Below are 24,517 nucleotides of genomic sequence, written 5' to 3' on the forward strand. Positions count from 1 at the left end.
CGCGAGCGGCGTTGAAGGCGCCGGGATGTTCTTGTCGGGCGTGCCGAGCCGGGGGCGATGGTAACGAAGCCGCGGCGTACTCGCGTCTTGCTTTGCAGCAAGCCTTTCAGGCGACGTCGGATTCCCTGCCGAACCGAAACATTGGCAAGGCCCGGGAGGACGTTGGCGAAAGTTGAGGCGACTGCGTGCGTCGATCTGTGATTGCGAGGCGGAGGATGCTAGTGGCCGGGATCGCTCGAGATGATGTCGCCGAACAATTCCCAGGCCTTGCCCTTGAACCGCATCATCTGGAGCTGCTCGATCGGGGCGAAATCGTCGGGCGCGGTGTTGATCTTGATGCCGGGCAGCAGCGTGTCGGGCGCGAAGTCCTTCAGCGAAGCGGCCTGCTTCATGACGTTGTCACGGGTGAGGTTGTCGCCGCACATCTGCAGCACCTTCACCATGGTCTGCGCCGCGGCGTAGCCGAACACGATGCCGGCATCGAGCTTGTTGGCCTTCGGATAGTAGTCCGCGAGGAAGCTGTAGAACTTCTTCATGCCGTCATCGGCATTCCATTGCGGGTCGGAGCCGTCCTTGATGTAGGTCGCCGACAGAATGCCTTGCGAGATCTCGAAGCCCGCGGGCTCGATCACGCCGCCGACGGAGGCCGAGACGTTGGAGATGATGTGGATCGGGTGCCAGTTGATCTCGGCCGCCTTCTTGATCGCCTGCGCCGCGAATTTCGGCGTGGAGATGCTGATGAGGACGTCTGCGCCTGCGGCCTTCAGCTTCACGACGTGCTCGTCGACCGCGGGCTCGGAGGTGTCGTAGGGCTCCTGCAGCACGATCATCGAGGCCTTGGGGCCGAGCCCTTCCTTCAGCCCGTTCAGATAGTCCTTGCCGAAATCGTCGTTCTGGTAGAGCACGCCGATCTTCGCGTCCGGCTTTACCTTCATGATGTATTTGGCGTAGATCTGCGCCTCGCCCGCGTAGCTCGGCTGCCAGCCCATGGTCCAGGGATACTGCTTCGGATCGTTCCACTTGGACGCGCCGCTCGCCACGAACAATTGCGGCACCTTCTTCTCGTTCATGTATTTGCGGATGGCGCCGTTGGTGGAGGTGCCGAGCGAGCCGAAGATCAACAGCACGTTGTCGCTTTCGACCAGCTTGCGCGCCTGCTCCACCGTCTTCGGCGGCGAATAGGCGTCGTCATACGAGATGAACTTGATCTTGCGGCCGTTGATGCCGCCCTCGGCATTGACCTTGTTGAAATAGGCTTCTTCGGCCTTGCCGATCACGGCATAGGCGGAGGCCGGGCCGCTATAGGGCATGATGTTGCCGATCTTGATTTCGGTATCGGAGGCGCCGCTGTCGTAGGATTTCTGTGCCAGCGCGGGACTGCTCATTGCAGCGCACAATGCGAATGCGGCCGATATCACCGCAACCTGAAATCGAACGACGGCCATTGCACTCCTGCCTCACCTGGATCGGCGTCGCATTGAACAAGATTGATATCCGCCGTCAACAAAAAGCCCCCGCGATCGCTCGCGGGGGCCTCGTCAGTTTGGACTATTGCAACGACGCGCTATTCCGGCGCGACGTCGCCGCTCATGATGTCGCCGAACTGTTCCCACTTCTCGCCCTTGAACCGCTGCATCTGCAGCTGGCTGATCGGGGCGAAGTCGTTCGGTCCGGTGTTGATCTTGACCCCAGGCAGCAGCGTATCCGGCGCAAAATCCTTCAGGCTCGCCGCCTGCTTCATCAAATTGGCGCGGGTGAGATCGTCGCCGCATTGTTCCAGCGCCTTGACCAGCGTCTGTGCGGCACCGTAGCCGTAGACGATGCTGGAGTCGGTCTTGTCGGCGCCGGGCATGTACTTGTCGAGGAACTCGACCCACTTTTTCATGCCGGCATCGTCAGCCCAGCGCGGATCGGCGCCATCCTTGGCGTAGGCCGCCGACAGCACACCCTGGGACGCCTCGAAACCGGCCGGCTTCATCACGCTGCCGACCGAGGCCGACACGTTGGTGATGATCTGCAGCGGCTTCCAGCCGAGCTCGGCGGTCTTCTTGATGGTCTGGGCGCCGAATTTCGGCGTCGTGTAGATCAGCAGCACGTCGGGATTGGCGGCCTTGATCTTGACGATGTGGCCGTCGATCGATGGCTCGGAGACCTCATAGCTTTCTTCCATGATGATCGTCGATGCCGCCTTGGCCCCCAAACCGTCCTTGGTGCCCTTGAGGTAGTCTTTGCCGAAATCGTCGTTCTGATAGAGGATCGCGACCTTGGCGTCGGGCTTCTCCTTCATCAGCCATTTGGCATAGATCTGCGCTTCGCTCTGGTAGGAGGGCTGCCAGCCCATGGTCCAGGGGAAGTTCTTCGGGTCGTTCCACTTGGTGGCGCCGGTGGCGACGAACAGCTGCGGGATCTTCTTGGCGTTGAGGTACTTCTGGATCGCGGTGTTCGAGGGCGTGCCGAGCGGGTTGAAGACGGCGAGCACCTCGTCGCTCTCGACCAGCTTGCGGACCTGCTCCACGGCCTTCGGCGGCGAATAGCCGTCATCATAGGTGACAAAGACGATCTTGCGGCCGTTGATGCCGCCCTTGTCGTTGATCATCTTGAAATAGGCTTCTTCGGTCTTGCCGATGACGCCATAGGCCGATGCCGGACCGCTGTACGGCATGATGTTGCCGATCTTGATCTCGGTATCGGTCGCGCCGGTGTCGTATTTCTTCTGGGCGAGGGCGGCAGTGGAGGCGAGCGTGGCGACCGCCGTTATGAGTGCGGCGGTTCGCAGTGTTCTTACGAAAGGCAATTGGGTCTCCTTGGTTGAAACGACAGTCTTGGTGAAGTGGGTCAGTTCTTCCTGAACCTGCCTGCGAATTGCTGGCCCAGGATCGCGACCTGCCTTGCGCCATGCGGCACGAGGTAGATGACGAGGAACAGGAGCACGCCGAACACGGCGCCGGAGAGGCCCTTGGAGATGCCTTCGGCGATGTTGGGCACGAAGATGATGAAGGCGGCACCGACGATCGAACCCGGCAGCCAGCCGACGCCGCCGACCACCATGCCGAGGAACAGCTGGATCGCGAGCGTGATGGTGAAGCTGTCGGGCGCGACGAACTGCACCGCGATGGCGCTGAGGCCGCCGGCGACGCCGGTGATGCCGGCGGAGACGCCGAAGGCGAGCGTCTTGTAGAGAGCGACATTGACGCCCATCGCGGAGGCCGCGATCTCATTGTCGCGGATCGCCATGAAGGCGCGGCCCGAGCGGGAGCGCAGCAGGTTGACCGAGAAGATGTAGATCGCGAGCACGACGACGAGCGTGAAGTAATACAGCCACATGTCCTGCGACATCGGCAGCCCGAACGGCGCATCCGGCTTGGTGACGACCAGGCCCTGCACGCCGCCGGTCCAGGGCTCGAGGAAGTTCAGCTTGAGCAGCTGCGGCATCGCGGTGGCGAGCGCGAAGGTCGCGAGCGCGAGATAGACGCCGGAGAGCCGCAGCGCCGGCTGGCCGAACAGGAAGCCCACGCCGAAGCAAAGCACGCCCGCAGCCGGCAGACAGAGGAAGTAGGGGATGTTGAACTGCTCCATCATCACCGCGGTGATGTAGGCGCCGATGCCGTAGAACGCGCTCTGGCCGAGCGAGAACTGGCCGCTCCCGCCGGTCAGGATGTTGAGCGCCAGCACCGCGAGGCCCAGATAAAGCAGCTGGGTCAGCTGGAAGATCACGAAATTCTTCGCGAACACCGGCACGACGAGGAGAAGCAGCAGCACCACCACCGAGGTGCCCGTGCCCAGCGTCATGGCCCGCTTCGGCACGGCCTCGACGGCCGGGGCTTCCGTGACGACGTCTTCGACAGCGCTCATGATCAAACTCGCTTGACGATGTGCCGGCCGAACAGACCAGCGGGTTTGACGACCAGGACGGAGATGATCAGCGCGAGCGCGATCGGGAGTTTCAGCTCGTTGCCGACGCCGGGGATGTAGGTGCCGGCGAGGTTCTCGAAGATGCCCATCAGGAAACCGCCGACCACGGCGCCGAACGGGCTGGTCAGCCCGCCGAGCACGGCTGCGGCGAAGCCGTAGAGCAGCACGCCGCCCATCATGTTGGGCTCCAGGAATACGACCGGGGCGATCAGCATGCCGGCAATGGCGCCGATCGCGGAAGCCATGCCCCAGCCGAGCGCGATCATCCAGCTCGTGTTGATGCCGACGAGACGGGCCGATTCAGGCAGCGAGGCGGCAGCCCGCATCGCAAGTCCGATCCGCGTGTACTGGAAGAAGAAGAACAGGCCGATCAGGAGCAGCACTGTGACGCCGATCATGCCCGCCTGGTGGGTCGAGATCAGCTGGCTGCCGAGGAACGGTGAGGAGCCGAACGGGGTCGGATATTGCTTGATGGTGAAGTCCCAGATCAGGCCAGCCGACGAGTTGATGATCGAAAACAGCGCAATGAAGCCCGCGACATTGGTCAGGATCGGCGCCTTGGCGAGCGGTTTGAACAGGATGCGCTCGATGGCAACGCCGCCGACGAAGGCGAACACCAGCGTGATCACGAAGGCGCCCCAATAGGGCACGCCCCACTGCATCAGCTGCCAGGAGACGAAGGTCGAGAACATCGCCATCTCGCCTTGCGCGAAGTTGAGGTGGTCGATCGCCTGGTAGATCATGACCACCGCGAGCGCCATGCAGGCGTAGATGGCGCCCGTGGCAATCCCGGCCAGGACCTGGTTGGTAAACAGTTCCATCGTGCCGGCTCCTCAGTAACCCAGATAGGATTTGCGGATTTCTTCGTTGTTCGCGATGTCCTTGGCGTTGCCGGACATCACGATACGACCGGTCTCGATCACATAGGCCTGGTCGGCGAGCTCCAGCGCGAGCTGGGCGTTCTGCTCGACCACCAGGATCGACACCTTGTCCTCGCGGTTGATCTTACCGAGGATGCCGAACAGGTCGCGCACGACCAGCGGCGCGAGTCCGAAGGACGGTTCGTCGAGCAGCATCAGCCGCGGCCGCAGCATCAGCGCACGCGCGACCGCGAGCATCTGCTGCTCGCCGCCGGACAGCGTGCCGGCCTGCTGGGTATGCCGCTGCTTCAACACCGGGAAATGCGCGTACATGCGCTCGATGTCGGAGATGATGCCCGCATTGTCCTTGCGGGTGATGGCGCCCAACTGCAGGTTCTCCTCCACCGTCATGGTGGTGAAGGTGCCGCGGCCCTGCGGCACATGGGCGATGCCGAAGCGCACGATGCTTTCGGTCGATTTGTTGTTCAGCGGCTGGCCGTCGAACTCGATGCCGCCGGTGGAGCGCACCATGTTGCAGATCGCGCGCAGCGTCGTGGTCTTGCCGGCGCCGTTGGCACCCAGCAGCGTCGTCAGCGAGCCTTCGTTGAGCGAGAAGGAGAGGCCGTGGAGCGCCTGGACCTGGCCGTAATAGGCGCGCAGGTCCTTGACGTTGAGCAGAACGGTCATTGGTCCTTGCTCCCGAGATAGGCCTTGATGACGTCGGGGTCGGCCTGCACCTGGGCGGGCGTGCCTTCCGCAAGCTTCTTGCCGAAATTGAGCGCGACGACGTGATCGGCGATCGACATCACGAGGCCCATGTGATGCTCGACCAGCAGCACGGTCATGTGGCGGTCGTCGCGGATTTTGCGGATGAGGTCGCCGAGCACGTAGACCTCTTCGTGGTTGAGGCCGCCGGCGGGCTCGTCGAGCAGCAGGATCTTCGGGTCCGCCGCGAGCGCGCGGGCCAGTTCGACGCGCTTCTGCGTGCCGAAGGGCAGGCCGGAGACGGTGGTGTGGGCGACCTCCTCGAGACCGAGATAAGCGAGGAGCTCGTGCACCTTCTGGTTCACGCTGGTCTCGCTGCGGCGAATCCAGGCGAGCCGCAGCGAGTCGCTGACGATGTCACTGGAGGTGCGGGCATGGGTGCCGACGCGGACATTGTCCATGACGGTCAGGTTCGGAAACAGCGCCACGTTCTGGAACGTGCGGCCGATGCCGATCTCGGCGATCCGGTGCGGCGGACGCGTCAGGATGCTTGCGCCTTCCATCAGGATGTCGCCCGCTGACGGCTGGTAGAGGCGGGACAGGCAGTTGAACAGCGTGGTCTTGCCGGCGCCGTTCGGGCCGATCAATCCGAGGATCTGTCCCTTGTGCATGTCAAAGGACACGCCGTTGAGCGCGACGATGCCGCCGAACACGACGCTGACGTCGCGAACCGCGAGCAGAGGCGATGTCCCCTGCGCGAGCTGTGCCTGCGTCATCTCGTCTCGCCCACACCATTCAGTGGGCGAAGGAGCGATGCGAACCGCTCCCTGACACGACAAAGGCTATCTGATCCCCTCGGCCACACGCGCAACTTTCCCTCCTGGTTTCAGCTTTTTGCTGTCGTCTTTTTTGGATAGCGACATCAGACCCCCAAGTGCCGCTTCGATGTTCCTTACCATCGCAAGCAGACGCGGTCCAATGTCGTTGATCAATCGTTCTTCCGTAAAGCGGAATGCAGGCGCGCCACAATTGAAGGCGTAAGGCCCGGTTCCGTCATTGAGCTTGAGCGCGACGCCGGCGGCGCCGATGTCGTCGTGCCAGTCCCCGACCGAGATCGCGAAGCCGTGCTTGGCGACCATCTCGCCGGAACGCTCCAGCCCGTCGCGCATCTTCGGCCAGCGGCTGCCGTAATGTTCGCGCAGCACGCGCGACAGCTCGGTGCGATCTTCTTCGCCCAGCGCCCAGAAATAGGCGCGGCCCATCGCGGTGGTTGCAATCGGCACGCGCGAGCCGACGTCTAGTTGAACGCCGACGGTCTCGCTGCCACGGCTCTGCCCGAAATAGATCATGCTGTGGCGGTCGCGGCCGCCGATCGCGACGGCACCGCCGGTCGCGCGCATCATATCTTCGCGGAACGGCTCGGACAAATGCCGAACGCCGAGATTGGCGAGCGCGGCGTAACCCAGCGCCATCGCGGCCGGCGCCAGCTGATATTTCTCGAAACGGGGAACCGGCGTCAGGTAGCCGAGCTTCGTCAACGTGTAGGTCAGCCGCGAAACCGTCGGCTTCGGCAGATTGGTGCGGGCGGCAATCTCCTGATTGCCAAGAAGTCCGTCGCTCGGTTGGAATGCGCGCAATACATCAAGCCCGCGGGAAAGCGCGACGACGAAATTCCGATCGGTCGCGGTCTTCTTTCCTGTACGCTTCATCCCTGATCTGCTCTTGCGCGGAGTCGTTGACAACGTCCGTGCTTCAAAATAACCCTGCCGTCAAGATGCGGAATTAAATTCCGCACCGCGAAATCGACAAAAGTATATATCCCCACCAAGGAGGGAAACCGTGAGCGAAGTGGTCAAGCTTGAGCGTCATGATGAAGTCGGGATCGTCACGGTCAACAGCCCTCCGGTCAATGCGCTCAGTGCCGCAGTCCGCGGTGGAATTCTGGAGTGCGTCAAGGCCGCGATCGCCGACCCCGCCATCAAGGGCATCGTGCTGACCTGCGCCGGCCGCACCTTCATTGCGGGGGCCGACATCACCGAATTCGGCAAGCCGCCGAAGCCGCCCGCGCTCAACGACGTGCTGTCCGAAATCGAGAATTCGCCGAAACCCGTGGTTGCGGCGATCCACGGCAACGCGCTCGGCGGCGGCCTCGAAGTCGCGCTCGCCTGTCATTTCCGCGTCGCGGTCAAGGAGGCCAAGCTCGGCCTGCCCGAGGTGAAGCTCGGCCTGCTGCCGGGCGCCGGCGGCACCCAGCGCCTGCCGCGTGCGGTCGGTCCCGAGCTTGCGGTCAAGATGATCGTCGGCGGCGATCCCATTGGTGCTGCGGACGCGCTGAAGAACGGTCTGATCGAGGAGATCGTGGAAGGTCCGGCCTCCGGCGGCGAAGCCTTCGTGCGCAAGCTGTTGGCCGAGAAGCGTCCGCTGCGTCGCCTGCGCGACGACAATTCCAAGATCGCGGCGGCCAAGGCCGACCGCTCGATCTTCACCAATGCGGTCGCGGCCATGACCAAGAAGTCGCGCGGGCTGGAGGCGCCGTTCGCGGCGGCCGACGCCGTCGGCTACGCCATCGACCTGCCGTTCGACGAAGGCCTGAAGAAGGAGCGCGAGGGTTTCCTCAAGCTCGTCGCCAGCGATCAGTCCAAGGCACAGCGTTATGCCTTCTTCGCCGAGCGCGAGGCCAACAAGATCGCAGGCGTCCCCGAAGGCACCAAGTCGCGCCCCGTTAACCGTGTCGCCATTCTGGGCGCCGGCACCATGGGCGGCGGCATCGCGATGTCGTTTGCAAACGCCGGTGTTCCCGTCACCCTGATCGAAACAGGCGAGGAGCAGCTCAAGCGCGGCATGGGCATCATGCAGAAGAATTGGGAAGCGACCGCCGCGCGCGGCGGCATCCCGGCGGATGCACCGGCCAAGCGCATGGCGCTGATCAACGGCGTCGTCGGCATCGAGAATGTCGGCGATGCCGACCTCGTCATCGAGGCCGTGTTCGAGACCATGGCGGTGAAGAAGGAGGTGTTCGGCAAGCTCGACCAATATGCCAAGCCGGGCGCCGTGCTTGCTTCCAATACCTCGTACCTGAACATCGACGAGATCGCGAAGGCGACCAAGCGTCCGCAGGACGTGCTCGGCATGCACTTCTTCTCGCCGGCCAACGTCATGAAGCTGTGCGAGATCGTCCGCGCCGACAAGACCGCGCCGGACGCGCTGGTGACGGCCGTCTCGATCGCGCGCAAGATCGCAAAAGTCCCGGCCGTGGTCGGCGTCTGCGACGGCTTTGTCGGCAACCGCATGCTGGCCCAGCGCGGCAAGCAGTCGGAGAAGCTGTTGTTCGAAGGCGCGCTGCCGCAGCAGGTCGACGCCGTCGTCACGAAATTCGGCATGCCGATGGGCCCGTTCGCGATGGGCGACCTCGCCGGCCTCGACATCGGCTGGCGCTCGCGCAAGGACCGCGGCATCAAGTCGGAGATCGCGGACGCGCTGTGCGAAGCCGGCCGCTTCGGCCAGAAGACCGGCAAGGGGTACTACAAGTATGAAGCGGGCTCGCGCGCACCGATGCCCGACCCCGAGGTCGAGAAGCTGATCGACGAGACGCTGCTGCGCCTCGGCCGCAAGAAGCGGATCGTCAGCGACGACGAGATCCTCGAGCGCATGATGTATCCGATGATCAACGAGGGCGCGAAGATCCTCGAAGAGGGCATCGCGGCGCGTCCCTCGGACATCGACGTGGTCTGGCTCTATGGCTATGGCTGGCCGATCTATCGCGGCGGCCCGATGTACTGGGCCGACACGGTCGGCCTCAAGCACATCGCCGACCGCCTGGCCTTCTACGCCAAGGAGACCAACGACCCGAGCCTCGAGCCCGCCCCGCTGCTCAAGAAGCTCGCGGCGGAAGGCAAGACGTTCGCCTCGCTTGCGGCCGAGTCGAAGGCGGCTTGATCGGAGCCTATCCTCTCGTCATTCCGGGGCGATGCGAAGCATCGAACCCGGAATCTCGAGATTCCGGGTTCGGCTCTTCGAGCCGCCCCGGAATGACGGCTAGTGTGGTTTAAGGAATCCATGACCCATCCCGGCGAACAGTTTTACCCCGAGGGCGTGCATTGGGACGACACCATCGTCCAGGGCACGCTGCCTGACCTGCTCTCGACCGCCGCCGCCAGTTACGGCCCGCGCACCGCGCTGGAATTTCGCGACCGTCCGATTACCTATGCCGAACTCGCCGCCATGGCCGAGCGCGCGGCTGCCGCGTTCCTGCGCGCGGGTTTCGGCAAGAACACGTCTGTCGCATTGTTCCTCGGCAACACGCCTGACCATCCCGTCAATTTCTTCGGGGCGCTGAAGGCCGGCGCCCGCGTCGCGCATCTGTCGCCGCTCGACGGTGAGATCGCGCTGACGCACAAGGTCTCCGACTCCGGCTCGCGCCTGCTCGTCACCTCGAACCTCCAGGCGCTGCTGCCGACCGCGCTGAAATTCCTGGAAAAGGGGCTGATCGATCGGCTGGTCGTCTGCGAGGACGACAGCTGGGGCAAGATCGGCACGCCGCAGGCGGCGATTCCCGATGATCCCCGCATCGTCACCTTCAAGGCCTTCGTCGAGGGCGCGTCCGTGCCGGCGGAGTGGCCGGCCGTTGCCGTCGATGACGTCGCGCTGCTGCAATATACCGGCGGCACCACCGGCCTGCCCAAGGGCGCCATGCTGACGCACGGCAATCTCACCTCGGCGGTGTCGATCTACGACGTCTGGGGCAAGCCGGCCCGCGCCGCGCGCGGCGACGTCGTCGAGCGCGTGATCTGCGTGCTGCCGCTGTTCCACATCTACGCGCTGACCGTCGTGCTGTTGTCGTCGCTCCGCCGCGGCAATCTGATCTCGCTGCACCAGCGCTTCGACGTCGAGGCCGTGATGCGCGACATCGAGGCCAAGCGCGCGACTTATTTCCCGGGCGTGCCGACGATGTGGATCGCGATCGCAGCGCTCCCCGATCTCGACAAGCGCGACTTCTCCTCGCTCACCGCCATCGGTTCCGGCGGCGCGCCGCTGCCGGTCGAGGTTGCGAGGTTCTTCGAGAGCAAGGTCGGCAAGAAGCTGAGGAGCGGCTGGGGCATGACCGAGACCTGCTCGCCCGGCACCGGCCATCCGCCTACCGGGCCCGACAAGCCCGGTTCGATCGGGTTGATGCTGCCCGGCATCGAGCTCGACGTCGTCTCGCTGGAAGATCCCAAGAAAGTGCTGCCGCCGGGCGAAGTCGGCGAGATCCGCATCAAGGGTCCGAACGTCACCAGGGGCTATTGGAACAAGCCGGCGGGATCGGCGGAGGCCTTCATCGACGGCCGCTTCCTCACCGGCGACATCGGCTATGTCGACACCGACGGCTATTTCTTCCTGGTCGACCGCAAGAAGGACATGATCATCTCGGGCGGCTTCAACGTCTATCCGCAGATGATCGAGCAGGCGATCTATACCGTTCCGGGCGTGCACGAGGTCATCGTGCTCGGCATTGCCGACCAATACAGGGGTGAAGCCGCAAAAGCCTTCATCAAGCTCAGGCCGGACGCAAAGCCGTTCTCGCTCGACGAGCTGCGTGCGCAGCTCGCCGGGAAGATCGGCAAGCACGAAATGCCGGCGGAGGTCGAGTTCGTCGACGATCTGCCGCGCACGCCGGTCGGAAAGCTGTCGCGCCACGAATTGCGTCAGCAACAGAAATCTTCACATCCAACGCAAACAGGAGGTCGCTCTTGACCGACGCCGTCATCGTTTCCACCGCCCGCACCCCGATCGGCAAGGCCTATCGCGGCATGCTCAACGCCACCGAGGGCGCAACGCTGCTCGGCCACGCGATTCGTGAAGCCGTGGCGCGCGCAAAAGTCGATCCCAAGGAGATCGAGGACGTGGTGATGGGCGCGGCGCTCCAGCAGGGATCGACCGGTGGCAACATCGCACGCAAGGCGCTGCTCCGCGCCGGTCTCCCCGTCACCGTTGCCGGCACCACCATCGACCGTCAGTGCGCCTCCGGCCTGCAGGCGATCGCGCTGGCCGCGCGCTCGGTGATCTTCGACGGCGTCGAGGTCGCGGTCGGCGGCGGCGGCGAGTCGATCTCGCTGGTGCAGAACGACAAGATGAACGGCTTCCACGCCCAGGATCCGGCGCTGCTCGAGATCAAGGGCGAGGTCTACATGCCGATGATCGACACCGCCGAGATCGTCGCTAAGCGCTACGGCATCTCGCGCGAACGCCAGGACGAATATTCGCTGGAGAGCCAGCGCCGCACGGCTGCCGCGCAGCAGGGCGGCAAGTTCAGGGATGAGCTTGCGCCGATCAAGACGCAGATGGCCGTCACCGACAAGGCGACCGGCACTGTCTCGATGAAGGAGGTGACGCTGTCGCAGGACGAGGGTCCGCGTCCCGAGACCACGCTGGACGGCCTCGCCGGCCTCAAGCCCGTGCGCGGCGACGGTTTCTCCATCACCGCCGGCAATGCCAGCCAGCTCTCCGACGGCGCCAGCGCCTCGGTGATCATGAGCGACAAGGAAGCGGCCAGGCGCGGCCTCAATCCGCTCGGCATCTTCCGCGGCTTCGTCTCCGCCGGCTGCGAGCCCGACGAGATGGGCATCGGCCCCGTGTTCGCCGTGCCGCGCCTGCTCAAGCGTCATGGCCTCAAGGTCGACGACATCGGCCTCTGGGAGCTGAACGAAGCCTTCGCGGTGCAGGTGCTGTATTGCCGCGACAAGCTCGGCATCGACCCCGAGAAGATCAACGTCAACGGCGGCGCCATCTCGGTCGGCCATCCCTACGGCATGTCGGGTGCGCGCCTGACCGGCCACGCCTTGATCGAAGGCCGCCGCCGCAAGGCCAAGTATGCGGTCGTCACCATGTGCGTCGGCGGCGGCATGGGCGCGGCGGGACTTTTTGAGGTGTTGCAGTAATTCACAGGAGGATCCGATGGATCTCGCATTCACGAAAGAAGAGCAGGCGTTTCGCGAGGAAGTGCGGTCATTCTTCCGCGACAACGTGCCGCCGGATACGCGGCGCAAGCTGGTGGAAGGCCGTCATCTCACCAAGGACGAGATGGTGACGTGGTGGCGCATCCTCAACAAGAAGGGTTGGGGCGTCAGCCACTGGCCCAAGCAATATGGCGGCACGGGCTGGACGTCCGTGCAGCACTACATCTTCAATGAGGAGCTGCAGTCCTATCCGGCGCCGCAGCCGCTCGCCTTCGGCGTCAGCATGGTCGGCCCCGTGATCTACACCTTCGGCAACGAAGAGCAGAAGAAGAAGTACCTGCCGCGCATCGCCAATGTTGACGACTGGTGGTGCCAGGGCTTCTCCGAGCCCGGTTCCGGGTCCGATCTCGCTTCGCTGAAGACAAAAGCAGAGCGTAAAGGCGACAAGTGGATCATCAACGGCCAGAAGACCTGGACGACGCTGGCCCAGCATGCCGACATGATCTTCTGCCTCTGCCGCACCGACAACAATGCGAAGAAGCAGATGGGCATCTCCTTCATCGTGTTCCCGATGAAGTCGAAGGGCGTCACCGTGCGCCCGATCCAGACCATCGACGGCGGCCATGAGGTCAACGAAGTGTTCTTCGACGACGTCGAGGTCCCCGTCGAGAACCTGATCGGCGAGGAGAACAAGGGCTGGGACTACGCAAAATTCCTGCTCGGCAACGAGCGCACCGGCATCGCGCGGGTCGGCGTCTCCAAGGAGCGGCTGCGCCGCATCCGCGATCTCGCCGGCAAGGTCGAATCATCGGGCAAGCCGATCATCCAGGACCCCGCCTTCCGCGAGAAGCTGGCAGCCTGCGAGATCGAGCTGAAGGCGCTCGAGCTGACGCAGCTGCGCGTCGTTGCCGACGAGGGCAAGCACGGCAAGGGCAAGCCCAATCCGGCCTCCTCGGTGCTCAAGATCAAGGGCTCCGAGATCCAGCAGACCACCACCGAGCTGCTCATGGAAGTGATCGGCCCGTTCGCCGCGCCCTACGACGTGCATGGCGACGACGGCTCGAACGAAGCCATGGACTGGACCGCCCAGATCGCGCCGAGCTACTTCAACAACCGCAAGGTCTCGATCTACGGCGGCTCCAACGAGATCCAGCGCAACATCATCGCCAAGGCGGTGCTGGGGCTTTGAGCCAGGAATGACGCTGTCGTCCTCCGCGAAAGCGGGGGACCCAGTACGCCGTGGCGGTCGTGAGTACCGCAGGCGGCTGCGTTTACTGGATCCCCGCTTTCGCGGGGATGACGTCTGAGGATGAAGCGACGGCAGGGCAATTCCCGCCGATTTGGAGAGAAACATGGATTTTGATTTGACCGAGGAGCAACGGCTCCTGAAGGACAGCATCGACGGCCTGCTGACCGATTCCTACGATTTCGAGAGCCGCAAGAAGTACATGAAGGAGAAGGGCGGCTGGAGCAAAGCCGTCTGGGGCAAGCTCGCCGAGCAGGGCCTGCTCGGCCTGCCCTTCAGCGAGGCCGATGGCGGCTTCGGCGGCGGCGGCGTCGAGACCATGATCGTGATGGAAGCGCTCGGCAAGGCGCTGGTGCTCGAGCCGTATCTCGCGACCGTCGTGATCGGCGGCGGCTTCCTGCGTCATGCCGGCACCGACGCGCAGAAGGCCGCTTATGTGCCCGGGATCGTCGACGGCAGCAAGACGCTGGCGTTCGCCCAGCTCGAGAAGAACTCGCGCTACGATTTGTTCGACGTCGCCACGACGGCCAAGAAAAAGGGCGACGGCTGGGTCATCGACGGCGAGAAGTTCGTCGTGCTCAACGGCGAGAACGCCGACACGCTCGTCGTCACCGCGCGCACCAAGGGCAATCGCCGCGACACGTCAGGCATCGGCGTGTTCCTGGTCCCTGCCGACGCCAAGGGCGTCACCAGGAAGTCCTACCCGACCCAGGACGGCCTGCACGCCGCCGACATCACCTTCACCGGTGTCGAGGTCGGCGCGGACGCGGCGATCGGAAATCCCGAGGACTCGCTCGCACTGATCGAGCGCGTGGTGGACGAAGCCCGCGTCGCGCTCTGCGCCGAGGCGGTCGGCCTGATGGATGAATCGCTGAAGACGACCGTCGAATACATCAAGACGCGCAAGCAGTTCGGTGTCGCGATCGGCTCGTTCCAGTCGCTGCAGCATCGCGCCTCCGACATGTTCGTCGCGGCCGAGCAGGCCCGTTCGATGTCGATGTTTGCGACCATGGCGGGCGATTTCGAGAACGCCAAGGAACGCAGCAACGCCATCGCCGCCGCCAAGGCGCAGATCGGCAAGTCGCTGAAATTCGTCGGCCAGCAGTCGATCCAGCTCCACGGCGGCATCGGCATGACAATGGAGGCGAAGATCGGCCACTACTTCAAGCGCCTCACCATGATCGAGAACACTTTTGGCGACACCGACTACCACCAGCGCCGCGTCGCGGATGCGGGTGGGTTGATTTAAGCCACACGACGACTGTTATCCCCCGCGAAAGCGGGGGATCCAGTACGCCGCGGCCCCTCGATTCCAGCCGCGCCGTCTCTGGAATACTGGATCGCCCGATCAAGTCGGGCGATGACACCGAGCTAGCGACGACACCGAGCGAGTTGAATCAGCGGAGCAACAACAATGAAAAACACCCCGTTCGATCTCACCGGCAAGGTCGCCGTGGTCACCGGCTCCAGCCGCGGCATCGGCCGCTCCTCGGCCGAGCTGCTCGCCAAGCTCGGCGCAAAAGTCGTGGTGTCCTCGCGCAAGGCCGACGCCTGCAAGGAGGTTGCCGACGGCATCAATGCCTCAGGCGGAGACGCCATCGTCATCCCCTGCAACATCGCGCGCAGGAACGAGGTCGAGGCGCTGATATCAGGTGCCACGAAACACTATGGCAAGATCGACATCCTGGTCTGCAACGCCGCCGTCAATCCCTATTACGGCCCGCTGCTCGACATCACGGATGAAGCCTTCGACAAGATCATGGGCTCGAACGTCAAGAGCAACATCTGGCTCTCCGCGCTGGCGATCCCGCAAATGGCCGAGCGCGGCAACGGCTCGGTCGTCATCATCTCCTCGATCGGCGGCTTGCGCGGCTCCACCGTGATCGGCGCCTACGGCATCTCGAAAGCCGCCGACTTCGCGCTGTGCCGCTCGCTCGCCGGCGAATGGGGCCCGAAGGGCGTTCGCGTCAACTGCATCGCGCCCGGCCTGGTCAAGACCGACTTCGCCCGCGCGCTGTGGGAAGACGAAGCCAATCTCAAGCGCCGCACCGCCACCACGCCGCTGCGCCGCATCGGCGAGCCCGACGAGATCGCCGGCGCGGTGGCCTACCTCGCCTCGGACGCCTCGAGCTTCATGACCGGCCAGACCATCGTGATCGACGGCGGCGTCACCACGGCGGCGGTGTAAGGTTTCGCCGGGACGACGGAGAGATATTGACCTTGCGGCCCTAATCCGCTCCCTTTGGCGCGACACAATGACCCGTCTTTCGGGAAACGCCCAAAGAAAACGCCAAGGTAAGCTTCCATGTCTTTCGTCCTCGCCATCGACCAGGGCACCACCTCCTCGCGCGCGATCGTGTTTCGCGGCGATATTTCCATTGCTGCGAAGGCGCAAGCCGAGTTTCCGCAGCATTTTCCGGCCTCGGGCTGGGTCGAGCACGAGCCGGAGGACATCTGGACCTCGACCGTGATGGTCTGCCGCGAGGCCATCGAGCAGGCCGGCATCACGGCGAAAGACATCGCCGCGATCGGCATCACCAACCAGCGCGAGACCACCGTGGTGTGGGACCGCGCCACGGGCCAGGCCGTGCACCGCGCCATCGTCTGGCAGGACCGCCGCACCGCCGACATCTGCGCCAGGCTCAAGGCCGACGGCCGCGAGCCGTTGATCTCGCAGAAGACCGGGCTGATCATCGACCCCTATTTCTCCGGCACCAAGGTCGCATGGATCCTCGACCACGTTCCCGGCGCCCGCGCGAGGGCCGCGCGTGGCGAATTGATGTTCGGCACCGTCGATTGCTACCTGCTCTGGCGCCTCACCGGCGGCAAGGTGCATGCCACCGACGCCACCAACGCCTCGCGCACGCTGCTGTTCAACATCCACACCGGCCAGTGGGATGACGAGCTGCTCGAGATCATCGGCGTGCCGCGTTCGATGCTGCCGGAGGTGAAGGATTCCTCCGCGCGCTTTGGCGAGAGCACGCCTGATTTGTTCGGCGGCGCGATTGCCATCTGCGGCATCGCCGGCGACCAGCAGGCCGCGACCATCGGCCAGGCCTGCTTCCGCCCGGGCATGATGAAGTCCACCTACGGCACCGGCTGCTTCGCCCTGCTCAACACCGGCGCGACACCCGTCGTCTCCAAGAACAAGCTGCTCACCACCATCGCCTACCAGCTCGGTGGCAAGCGCACCTATGCGCTGGAAGGCTCGATCTTCGTCGCGGGTTCGGCGGTGCAATGGCTGCGCGACGGCCTCGGCATCATCAAGCATGCCGCCGAAACCGGACCTCTTGCCGATCAGTCCGACTCCATGCAGAGCGTCTATCTGGTGCCGGCCTTCGTCGGCATGGGCGCGCCCTACTGGAATCCGCGCGTCCGCGGCGCGCTGTTCGGCCTCACCCGCAACACCGGACCTGCCGAGCTGGCGCATGCCGCGCTGGAGAGCGTCTGCTACCAGACCTTCGATCTCTGGGCCGCGATGCGCGCGGACTGGCCGAGCTCGGAGGTGGCCAGCGTCGTGCTCCGTGTCGATGGCGGCATGACCGCCTCCGACTGGACCATGCAGCGCCTCGCCGACCTGCTCGATGCACCGGTCGATCGCCCCGTGATCCAGGAGACCACGGCGCTCGGCGCCGCCTATCTCGCCGGCCTCAATGCCGGCGTCTATCCCGAGCCGACCAAGTTCGCCGACAATTGGCGCCTCGAGCACCGCTTCAAGCCGAACATGAGCGATGCCACCCGCGAACGAAAGCTCGCCGGCTGGGCCCGCGCGGTGAAGGGCGTGCTGGCGAGCGACGAGGGGGAAGGGTAGGCGGAATCTCGTAGCCCCCCTCCCTCACATCGTCTTCAAAAACTCCACCAGCGCCCGCCGCTCCGCCGGCGCCAGAAGACGTCCGATCACGCCGTCCTTGCCGTTGTTGAACTCGTGCCCGGTGTTGAAGTTGCCGCGGATCCTGGTGTCGAGCTCGAAGCCGCCCTCCAGCCTGTCCGTGCGATAGCCGACATTATCAGGATCATATTCGCGGTTGCCGAGGTAGAATTTGGCCGGCCGCTCGTTGACCGGCGACAGCAGGGCATAGAGGTTCGGCACCGAGCCGTTGTGCAAGTACGGCGGCGTTGCCCAGATGCCGGTGAGCGGACGCGCCTTGTAGGCCAGCGGCGCCTGGATGCCGTTGTCCCGGTAGCCATTCAGCTCCTCGCGCTTCTCCGGCGGTACAGGCGGTGTCTGGCTGTCATACCAATGCGTGATGGTCTTTTCGGTGACGGCACCGAGCGCCGGGCCGAAACTGTCGGAAGCGATATCGAGCTCCCTGGGTACGCTGACCTTGCGATCGAGCATGTCCGTTGCCTGCGCCGGGTCGGTGCCAACACGCGCGATCGGGACGACGTTGAGACGGAGATAGCGCTCGCCCGGATAGTGCTCCTGCGTTCGACCTGCGGGCAGCGACCAGCGGTCGGATGTCCAGAATTCGGCACTGCTCACCGGCGGCAAATGGCACCCCTGGCACAGCTCCTTGTAGAGGGCTGCACCCTGCGCGGCGAGCGTCTTGTCGATGGGCGGAAGCTCGGCAGGCCATTGTGGCGACTTCAATCCGGTGAAGCCCGTGCTTGCATTCGGTTGCTTGCCGGCCAGCGCTTTCTCGATTCCATGCAGGTTCATGATTTCGATGCCCGAGTTGTAAAAGCCTCCGGTCGCGCTCGTCAGATTGAGCATTGCCGAGACGCCCATGGCTTCACCGGCGTTGCGCACCATGGGCTGCTCGATCGATGAATTGTACTGGACCCAATCGAACCACGGGGCATCCCAGATGCGCGGGAAATGCACCGGCGCCGATGTGGCGGCATAGTTGGCGGGGTTCTTGAGATCGACCGCGAAGACCTCGTTGCCGATGCGGTTCAGCGCGTCGAGCCTGCCGTAGCCTTCGACCACGCTCTGCGGCGCAACCATGGTATCGAGATCGGAAAGCCACTTGCCCTGCGCCAGCACCTTGTCGAGCTGCGCGAGCAGCTGGGTCTTTTCCACCTCGCTCGGGTTTGCCCCGATCACCCTTTCGGCGAACCGGTCGAAGCGATAGGGCACGAAGCGCGTGAACGCCAGCGAGAGCCCGAGCGCGGTCCGGAACTTGCCGAGATCGGTGATTGCAGGCCCGCCGTCGACCAGAAATTCCGTGCCTTGATAGGTGAAGCGCCCGGTGTGGCACGCCGCACAGGTCAGCCCGATCCGCGTCATGTCGATGTAGGGAGCCCGTGGATTCTTCCAGGGTTGCGCGGTGGCATCGACCATCGCCTTGCCGCGGGCCATGCCCACCGGCAATCCGAGCTTGGGGTCATCAGGATCGGGAATGAAGCCGAAACGGTCGAGATAGGCAGGATCGCTCAGCAGCCCCACCGACGTCAGCGACAGCTCGGGCTGCTCGAGCGCCATGAACCATTCATAGGGAATGTGGAAGGTCGCCGTTCCCTGATCGGCGTGGTGAACCCAGTCGCGCTGATCCGTCCAGTTCTGGTCGAGCCAGCGGGTCTTCCGGACGGCTGGGTAGTGCGGCAACTCCACCCTGGTCCCGTCATAGACCTTGGCGACATAGGGGTAGGCCACCACGCCCGCGATCAAGATGACGGCGGCAACGACAACCGAGAAGAGCAGGCTCAACGAGGCGACGATGGAATTCGGCTTCCACGCCATTGTATTCTCCAATCAATCATGAAGCTATGTCCGCCAATGATCGCAACGCCGCGATGCCAGGCAGGAAGAAATATTCGCCGCCGCGCGTGCTCACGAACGCCGGCAGGCTCTGCAATCGGCGCCGCGGCGCGCCGGAACGCGGGATCGTGAAGCTTCCGCTGCCGTCATTGCCGCCGATGACCGGATCCTTGTCGTTGCCGAGGCCGGCGAAGTCGCCGTCGTTGATCCAGACCTTCTGAACGAATTCGAATTGACGGGCGATGTCGGCATTGACCAGCAACATGATGGCGCCGCGCGCGGCACCGTCATCATCAGCAGCATCCGCGGGCAGGCGCGCGCCATAGGGCAGACCCTGGCGCAGCAGCCGATGCCGATGCACGGATGCACCATTCGGGCCCGATAGTCCCGAGCGTGGATTGAGGCGGCGCACATGGGCCCCGATCGGGCAGTTCGTTCCCCTGAGATCGTCGAGATACGTGAAGTCGTTGTTTCGATGGGCGTCCGCAGCGAGCGCCTGGTCGTCCCGCTCTGCGGCCAGCGCCAGCGGCGCGCCGCTTTGCCAGCGGCCCATCATCTTCGCCGCCAGCAGCGCGACGTCGGCGTCGTCAATGGCCGAACGCCGCAGAAAATCCCTGAAGGCAAACACATGCTGGTGCAGCTTGCGCAGCACCACGAAGCTGCCGTTGCGGCTCAGGCTGGCCGGGCTCGGCAGGTCAGGGACGGCACCGGTCTCATCGACCTGTCCGAGCACGAACTCTCCGGCCTTCAGGGCGCGCCAACCGCCCGCGTCGGCAACGCCCGCGCCGGGCAACAGCAGATCCCCGCTGCCCTCGATCGCGGGTTGGGTAATTCCGTCACGGTAGCCGAAATGCTCGATCGGGACGGGCTTGCCGTCCGGCCCGGGCAGCAATTGCGCATCGATGGCAGCGAGCGCGCTCAGGCCGTTGTCGCCGATATCAGGCAGCAATGCGGTCGAAGCGGCATCGCGGTCCGCCGATGTCATCGCACTGACCACGACGAGCGCGTGCACGCTGCTGTCGAACGGTGGGTCCCACCGCGCCGGAGCGCTGTCGCCGACATCGCCGAGCCTTCCAGCGCGCGCCGCCATGCCCTGCTGGAATTCCTGCGGGAAGCTCGCCAGGCTCGGCTGCGGCGTACCGATCGCCGACAGCCCCTGCCAGGAGAGGGCGACGTTGAAAGCGAGCGGGGGCGATGCGTCCAGACCCGCAACCGTCGTGCATCGCCCGGCGACATCGCTGAACCATCGCCGGGCTCGCGCCGGGTCGCTCACATCGAGCAGATGATATCGCGCGAACGGGAAGCGATAGGGCCGCATCGCCATGCCCTGGATATCGTTCCGATCCAGCGCGCTGGCATCGGATCGGGCAGGCATTGTCCGTCAACCGATCTGGTCGAGGAACGTGTCGAATTTGCCCTTCCAGTCCAGCGCCTTGTTGATGTCGGCGACGGTCGCGTTCGGATAGGCGCAATAATAGCCCGTGGTTTCGATCGCGCTGCCGAGAATGTAATCGCGCAGCTTCGGATAGTCGCGCGCGCCCGGATATCCCTCGCAATGGCCCCAGATCGCGTCGATCCCATCGGGGGCCCGCTCGGCGAAATCGCGCATATAGTCTTCGACGTCGCCGTCGAAATTCGTCGCGAACAACAAGCGCGTGTCGTTGTCGAAAATGACCCAGCGCACGATATGGATGGTGCCGAGCGACGAGATCTTGCCGCCGCTCGCGGCGGTCAGCCCCTGAAGCGTCCTGCGCAACGCGTCGGCATGATCGGGAAGGATCTTGGTGATCGCGGTGATGGCGCTGATCTTGCCCATGGTCATTACAACGGACATGGCATTCCTCCTGTTGTCCGCGACAAGCCGTTGCGAACGGCTCAATCGCGGCGCGGCGCGCATATGTCCCCCTGACTGCTTCACGCAGGCATATTATCACGTTTGCAACTACAGTGTGTGAGGTGGTTCACGGTGCTGCAGCGACATTCGAGCCGATGCGCGATGCCCGATGCGGCGAGGCATGTGCCGATCATCAAATAGTGCAGCGCTGCTTCCCCACCGTCATTGCGAGGAGCTCTTGCGACGAAGCAATCCAGAGTCCCTCCGCGGAAAGATTCTGGATTGCTTTGCTGCCTGCGATCCAGCGCTGCATTCACTCCTTGTCGTCCCGGCGAAGGCCGGGACCCATAATCACAGGGAGTAGTTTGAGGCGAAGATGGCAACTCCGAGTCTTCGCAAAACTGTTGCTGCGGCGTATGGGTCCCGGCCTTCGCCGGGACGACGGGAGATCGCGTGGCGGACAGTGGTAGCTATAGCGGCAGGCGCCCTCTCGCCGCCGCCCTTAAACACGCCATTGGCCATCAGTTGCAGTAGCGCCGTAGCCCGAAAAAGAGCAGCCTGCCTGCCGATGCTCGAAGCGCGAAGGCGGAGCGACCGTGTTGTCGGATCATAGGGATCAACTTATAATTGCTATTTCGGTCAGTTAGAGAGATTTGAAATGGCTAGTTTCAATAACCTTCTCACGGCGCTTTCCGGATTCGCGTGGCCTGCACTTCTCCTGGTTGTCTTAGTTTATTTTCGCAACGAGTTGCGATCTATTGCTCTACAATTTCAGCGCCAGCTCGCCTCGGGGGCTGCGCTGAAATGGAAGGATTTCGAGTTTCGCGCGATCCAGATTGATGTACTCGATGCGCGGCAGGGTTCTGAATATGCGCAAGTCCCCGCCGATAAATTTCTCTTCGAAAAAAGGCACAAGAGTTACAAAGAAAACAAGAACCTCTTCCTTGTTCATAGAACTAGCCCGTCGGGGCAGTTTCATCCATTTAACAAACTCCCGACATACGACATAACGGTTTATCTTCTTTCGCATAAAAACTTCGGTCATTTGAACGATGTGAAGGAGGTCCAATACTATTTTGGTCATCACTTCGGACTGCAGCAAGGTGAGTACGGCACAAAGTTTGTTGTTAAGAATGGAACAGACAATTTTGCTGTGAAAACTAACGCCTACGGTCCGATGTTGTGTGAAGCTCGAGTTGTCTTCCACGACGGAAGTGAGACAAGCGTCAGTCGGTATCTAGACTTTGAGGGAACGGGCTATCGCTTCAGCGCCGCTACAAACGCGTCGGATATCGAAAAGACGAAGGCTAGGAGCGAGGAAGTTCGGACGTAGCCGTTCGCGATGTCTATTTCGCGTTTCGCTTCGTAGGGAGCAATAGTACGACGCCGTTCTACGTTGGGCCGCGCCCGCGCCGACGTCGGTTCGTCCGGGCCGCTTTCGAAGTTAGTTACAGCGCCCCAGCCGCTAGCCGCTAAAATTCACCGCCATCGTATTCGCCCCGCAAACCAGCACCGCGATGCGCTCGCCCGGTGATGGACGATAGCGGCCGGAGAGCAGCGCCGCAAACGCGGCGGCGCCGCCGGGCTCGGTGACGAGGCGCAGGCTCGACCACAGCGCGGCCTGCGCCTGCCGGATAGCATCGTCGCTGACGAGGACGACGCGCTCGACATGGGCGCGCGCGATCGGGAACATCAGTTCGCCGACGCGCCGCGGCGCAAGGCTGTCGGCGGCGAGGCCGCTCGCCGGCGCGTCGACCGGGGCGCCTGCCGCGAACGCGTCATGCAGGGTCGGCGAGAGCTCCGGCTCGACGGCAATGATGCGGGTCCTGCCGGCGCTCCACGCCGCGATGCCGCCGATCAGGCCGCCACCGCCGACCGCGACCAGCAGCGTGTCGATCCCAGGCGCGTCCTGCTCCAGCTCCAGCCCGACGCTGCCTTGGCCGCGCAACGTTTCGGCCTGGTCGTAGGCATGAACGGCCATCGCTCCGGTCTGCGCAAGATGCGCTTCGCTTGCGGCGAGCGCATCGGCGTAGCGGCTGCCCGCGATCATCAGCTTCGCGCCATAACCCTTGATTCGCTCGACCTTGGCTGGCGAGGTGATCTCAGGAACAAAGATCGTCGCAGGAATCCCGAGCTGCTGCGCCGCATAGGCGACGGCCGCGCCGTGATTGCCGCCGGATGCGGCGACGACGCCGGCTTGCGGCACCTGCCGCAGCAACAGATTGGCAAAGGCGCCGCGCGCCTTGAACGAGCCGGAATGCTGCAGCATTTCGAGCTTGAAAACGACCGGCGCCGCCGGCAGGCCGAAATCGGCGAGATCGGCCTGCAGCAGCGGCGTGCGCCTGACGTGCGGACGGATGACGGCTTCGGTCGCCGCGATCTGCTCGCGATTGATGTCTGATGGTGCTGTCATGATGCCGTCCTTGATAGCGCATTCGGGAGACATTGTCCCGGCGCCGTTGCGTTGGGCGCAATGCTTCATGTTGCGGATTTTGCTTGCGCGCTTGCGATCTTGTCGTGGAAACTGATCGGCCCTGCCTTGTCCCATGCCAGAGAAGAGCGAGAACCATGTTCCTGATCGGCCAATATGATTCCCCCTTCGTCCGCCGCGTCGCGATTGCGCTGCGGCTTTACGGACTTAGCTTCGAGCACAAGCCGTGGTCGACCTTCGGCGATGCCGACAAGATCGCGCCGTACAATCCGCTGCGCCGCGTGCCGACGCTGGTGTGTGACGACGGCGAGGCGCTGATCGAGAGCACCATCATCCTGGATTATCTCGACGAGCTGGTCGGGCCCGACAAGGCGATGCTGCCGCGCAGCGGCGTCGATCGGCGCAGGCACTTGCGCATCTGCGCGCTGGCGACCGGCCTCGGCGACAAGGCGGTCAGCCTGCTCTATGAGCGCGTGCTGCGGAAGGAGCAGCTCGCGCTATGGGTCGAGCGCTGCCGGGCGCAGATCGGCGACGTGCTCAAAGTGTTGGACGCCGAGCGCGCCAAGGTGACGACGCCATACTGGCTGGGGACGCGCATCGGCCATGCCGATATCGCGGTTGCCTGCGTCGTCCGCTTCACCCGCGAGGCGCATTCCGATCTCTTCGACGCGGCGCGCTATCCCGCGCTCGCAGCCCACGCCGATCGCTGCGAGGCGCTGGCGCCGTTCCAGGAGATCGTGCAGCCCCTGGCGCCGCCGAAGGGGTGAGGGTCATTGCGATCGCAACTCTCGCCACTCGTCATTGCGAGGAGCCCTTGCGACGAAGCAATCCAGACTATCTCCGTGGAGCGACTCTGGATTGCTTCGCTGCGCTCGCAATGACGGTGTTGAAGT

General features: G+C 64.0%; 20 protein-coding genes. 9 read left to right on the top strand and 11 right to left on the bottom strand.

What is annotated here, in order from left to right:
• Nucleotides 1-218 precede the first annotated feature (218 nt).
• From XH91_RS05815 to XH91_RS05845, 7 genes are all read right to left on the bottom strand, one after another.
• Nucleotides 219-1,445 (bottom strand): ABC transporter substrate-binding protein, encoded by a 1,227-nt coding sequence (locus tag XH91_RS05815; RefSeq protein ID WP_128949690.1) that lies wholly within the window; start codon nucleotides 1,443-1,445, stop codon nucleotides 219-221.
• 119 nt (nucleotides 1,446-1,564) lie between these two features.
• Nucleotides 1,565-2,794: an ABC transporter substrate-binding protein gene (locus XH91_RS05820; protein ID WP_128949691.1), complete on the bottom strand. Its 1,230-nt coding sequence runs from the start codon at nucleotides 2,792-2,794 to the stop codon at nucleotides 1,565-1,567.
• Nucleotides 2,795-2,835: 41 nt separating this feature from the next.
• Nucleotides 2,836-3,852 carry a branched-chain amino acid ABC transporter permease gene (locus XH91_RS05825; protein ID WP_128949692.1) on the bottom strand — a complete coding sequence of 339 codons (1,017 nt, stop codon included), beginning with the start codon at nucleotides 3,850-3,852 and terminating at the stop codon, nucleotides 2,836-2,838.
• Between the two features lie 2 nt (nucleotides 3,853-3,854).
• Nucleotides 3,855-4,733, bottom strand: coding sequence for a branched-chain amino acid ABC transporter permease (locus XH91_RS05830; protein ID WP_128949693.1), 879 nt, complete (start codon nucleotides 4,731-4,733; stop codon nucleotides 3,855-3,857).
• Nucleotides 4,734-4,745: 12 nt separating this feature from the next.
• Nucleotides 4,746-5,459 carry an ABC transporter ATP-binding protein gene (locus XH91_RS05835; RefSeq protein ID WP_128949694.1) on the bottom strand — a complete coding sequence of 238 codons (714 nt, stop codon included), beginning with the start codon at nucleotides 5,457-5,459 and terminating at the stop codon, nucleotides 4,746-4,748.
• Nucleotides 5,456-6,253: an ABC transporter ATP-binding protein gene (locus XH91_RS05840; RefSeq protein ID WP_128949695.1), complete on the bottom strand. Its 798-nt coding sequence runs from the start codon at nucleotides 6,251-6,253 to the stop codon at nucleotides 5,456-5,458. The genes XH91_RS05835 and XH91_RS05840 overlap by 4 nt, the downstream gene beginning before the upstream one ends.
• A 66-nt stretch (nucleotides 6,254-6,319) precedes the next feature.
• On the bottom strand, nucleotides 6,320-7,186 hold the full coding sequence (locus tag XH91_RS05845; protein ID WP_128949696.1) for an IclR family transcriptional regulator: 867 nt from the start codon (nucleotides 7,184-7,186) through the stop codon (nucleotides 6,320-6,322).
• Nucleotides 7,187-7,316: 130 nt separating this feature from the next.
• On the opposite strand from XH91_RS05845, the gene XH91_RS05850 reads away from it, so the two are divergent.
• From XH91_RS05850 to glpK, 7 genes are all read left to right on the top strand, one after another.
• On the top strand, nucleotides 7,317-9,413 hold the full coding sequence (locus tag XH91_RS05850; RefSeq protein WP_128949697.1) for a 3-hydroxyacyl-CoA dehydrogenase NAD-binding domain-containing protein: 2,097 nt from the start codon (nucleotides 7,317-7,319) through the stop codon (nucleotides 9,411-9,413).
• 120 nt (nucleotides 9,414-9,533) lie between these two features.
• Nucleotides 9,534-11,210 carry a dicarboxylate--CoA ligase PimA gene (gene pimA, locus XH91_RS05855; RefSeq protein ID WP_128949698.1) on the top strand — a complete coding sequence of 559 codons (1,677 nt, stop codon included), beginning with the start codon at nucleotides 9,534-9,536 and terminating at the stop codon, nucleotides 11,208-11,210.
• Nucleotides 11,207-12,394, top strand: a complete 1,188-nt coding sequence (locus XH91_RS05860; protein ID WP_128949699.1) for an acetyl-CoA C-acyltransferase — start codon at nucleotides 11,207-11,209, stop codon at nucleotides 12,392-12,394. Before pimA ends, XH91_RS05860 begins: the two co-directional genes overlap by 4 nt.
• A gap of 16 nt (nucleotides 12,395-12,410) precedes the next feature.
• Nucleotides 12,411-13,601: a pimeloyl-CoA dehydrogenase large subunit gene (gene pimC / locus XH91_RS05865; RefSeq protein ID WP_128949700.1), complete on the top strand. Its 1,191-nt coding sequence runs from the start codon at nucleotides 12,411-12,413 to the stop codon at nucleotides 13,599-13,601.
• Between the two features lie 163 nt (nucleotides 13,602-13,764).
• The gene (gene pimD / locus XH91_RS05870) at nucleotides 13,765-14,907 is read left to right on the top strand and encodes a pimeloyl-CoA dehydrogenase small subunit (RefSeq protein WP_128949701.1); all 1,143 of its coding nucleotides are present in this window, start codon (nucleotides 13,765-13,767) and stop codon (nucleotides 14,905-14,907) included.
• A gap of 165 nt (nucleotides 14,908-15,072) precedes the next feature.
• Nucleotides 15,073-15,846 (top strand): SDR family NAD(P)-dependent oxidoreductase, encoded by a 774-nt coding sequence (locus XH91_RS05875; protein WP_128949702.1) that lies wholly within the window; start codon nucleotides 15,073-15,075, stop codon nucleotides 15,844-15,846.
• Nucleotides 15,847-15,963: 117 nt separating this feature from the next.
• Entirely contained in the window at nucleotides 15,964-17,469 is a 1,506-nt protein-coding gene (gene glpK, locus XH91_RS05880; RefSeq protein WP_128949703.1) for a glycerol kinase GlpK, read from the top strand.
• A gap of 24 nt (nucleotides 17,470-17,493) precedes the next feature.
• Here glpK and XH91_RS05885 read toward each other — a convergent pair whose 3' ends face one another.
• From XH91_RS05885 to XH91_RS05895, 3 genes are read right to left on the bottom strand one after another with little or no spacing between them, the layout of a single operon-like run.
• Complete coding sequence (locus XH91_RS05885) at nucleotides 17,494-19,341, bottom strand: di-heme-cytochrome C peroxidase (protein ID WP_128949704.1); 1,848 nt, start codon at nucleotides 19,339-19,341, stop codon at nucleotides 17,494-17,496.
• A 16-nt stretch (nucleotides 19,342-19,357) separates the two neighbouring features.
• Nucleotides 19,358-20,734 carry a Dyp-type peroxidase gene (locus XH91_RS05890; protein WP_128949705.1) on the bottom strand — a complete coding sequence of 459 codons (1,377 nt, stop codon included), beginning with the start codon at nucleotides 20,732-20,734 and terminating at the stop codon, nucleotides 19,358-19,360.
• A gap of 6 nt (nucleotides 20,735-20,740) precedes the next feature.
• Entirely contained in the window at nucleotides 20,741-21,193 is a 453-nt protein-coding gene (locus XH91_RS05895; RefSeq protein ID WP_128949706.1) for a hypothetical protein, read from the bottom strand.
• Nucleotides 21,194-21,851: 658 nt separating this feature from the next.
• Between XH91_RS05895 and XH91_RS05905 the strand changes: the two genes are divergently transcribed.
• On the top strand, nucleotides 21,852-22,526 hold the full coding sequence (locus XH91_RS05905; protein ID WP_128949708.1) for a pYEATS domain-containing protein: 675 nt from the start codon (nucleotides 21,852-21,854) through the stop codon (nucleotides 22,524-22,526).
• Between the two features lie 132 nt (nucleotides 22,527-22,658).
• Here the strand turns inward: XH91_RS05905 and XH91_RS05910 are convergent, their stop codons facing one another.
• Nucleotides 22,659-23,606: a threonine/serine dehydratase gene (locus XH91_RS05910; RefSeq protein WP_164938254.1), complete on the bottom strand. Its 948-nt coding sequence runs from the start codon at nucleotides 23,604-23,606 to the stop codon at nucleotides 22,659-22,661.
• Between the two features lie 155 nt (nucleotides 23,607-23,761).
• On the opposite strand from XH91_RS05910, the gene XH91_RS05915 reads away from it, so the two are divergent.
• Nucleotides 23,762-24,391, top strand: a complete 630-nt coding sequence (locus XH91_RS05915; RefSeq protein ID WP_128949710.1) for a glutathione S-transferase family protein — start codon at nucleotides 23,762-23,764, stop codon at nucleotides 24,389-24,391.
• Nucleotides 24,392-24,517: the final 126 nt, after the last annotated feature.

The organism is Bradyrhizobium guangzhouense, from assembly GCF_004114955.1.
Taxonomy (GTDB): Bacteria; Pseudomonadota; Alphaproteobacteria; order Rhizobiales; family Xanthobacteraceae; genus Bradyrhizobium; species Bradyrhizobium guangzhouense.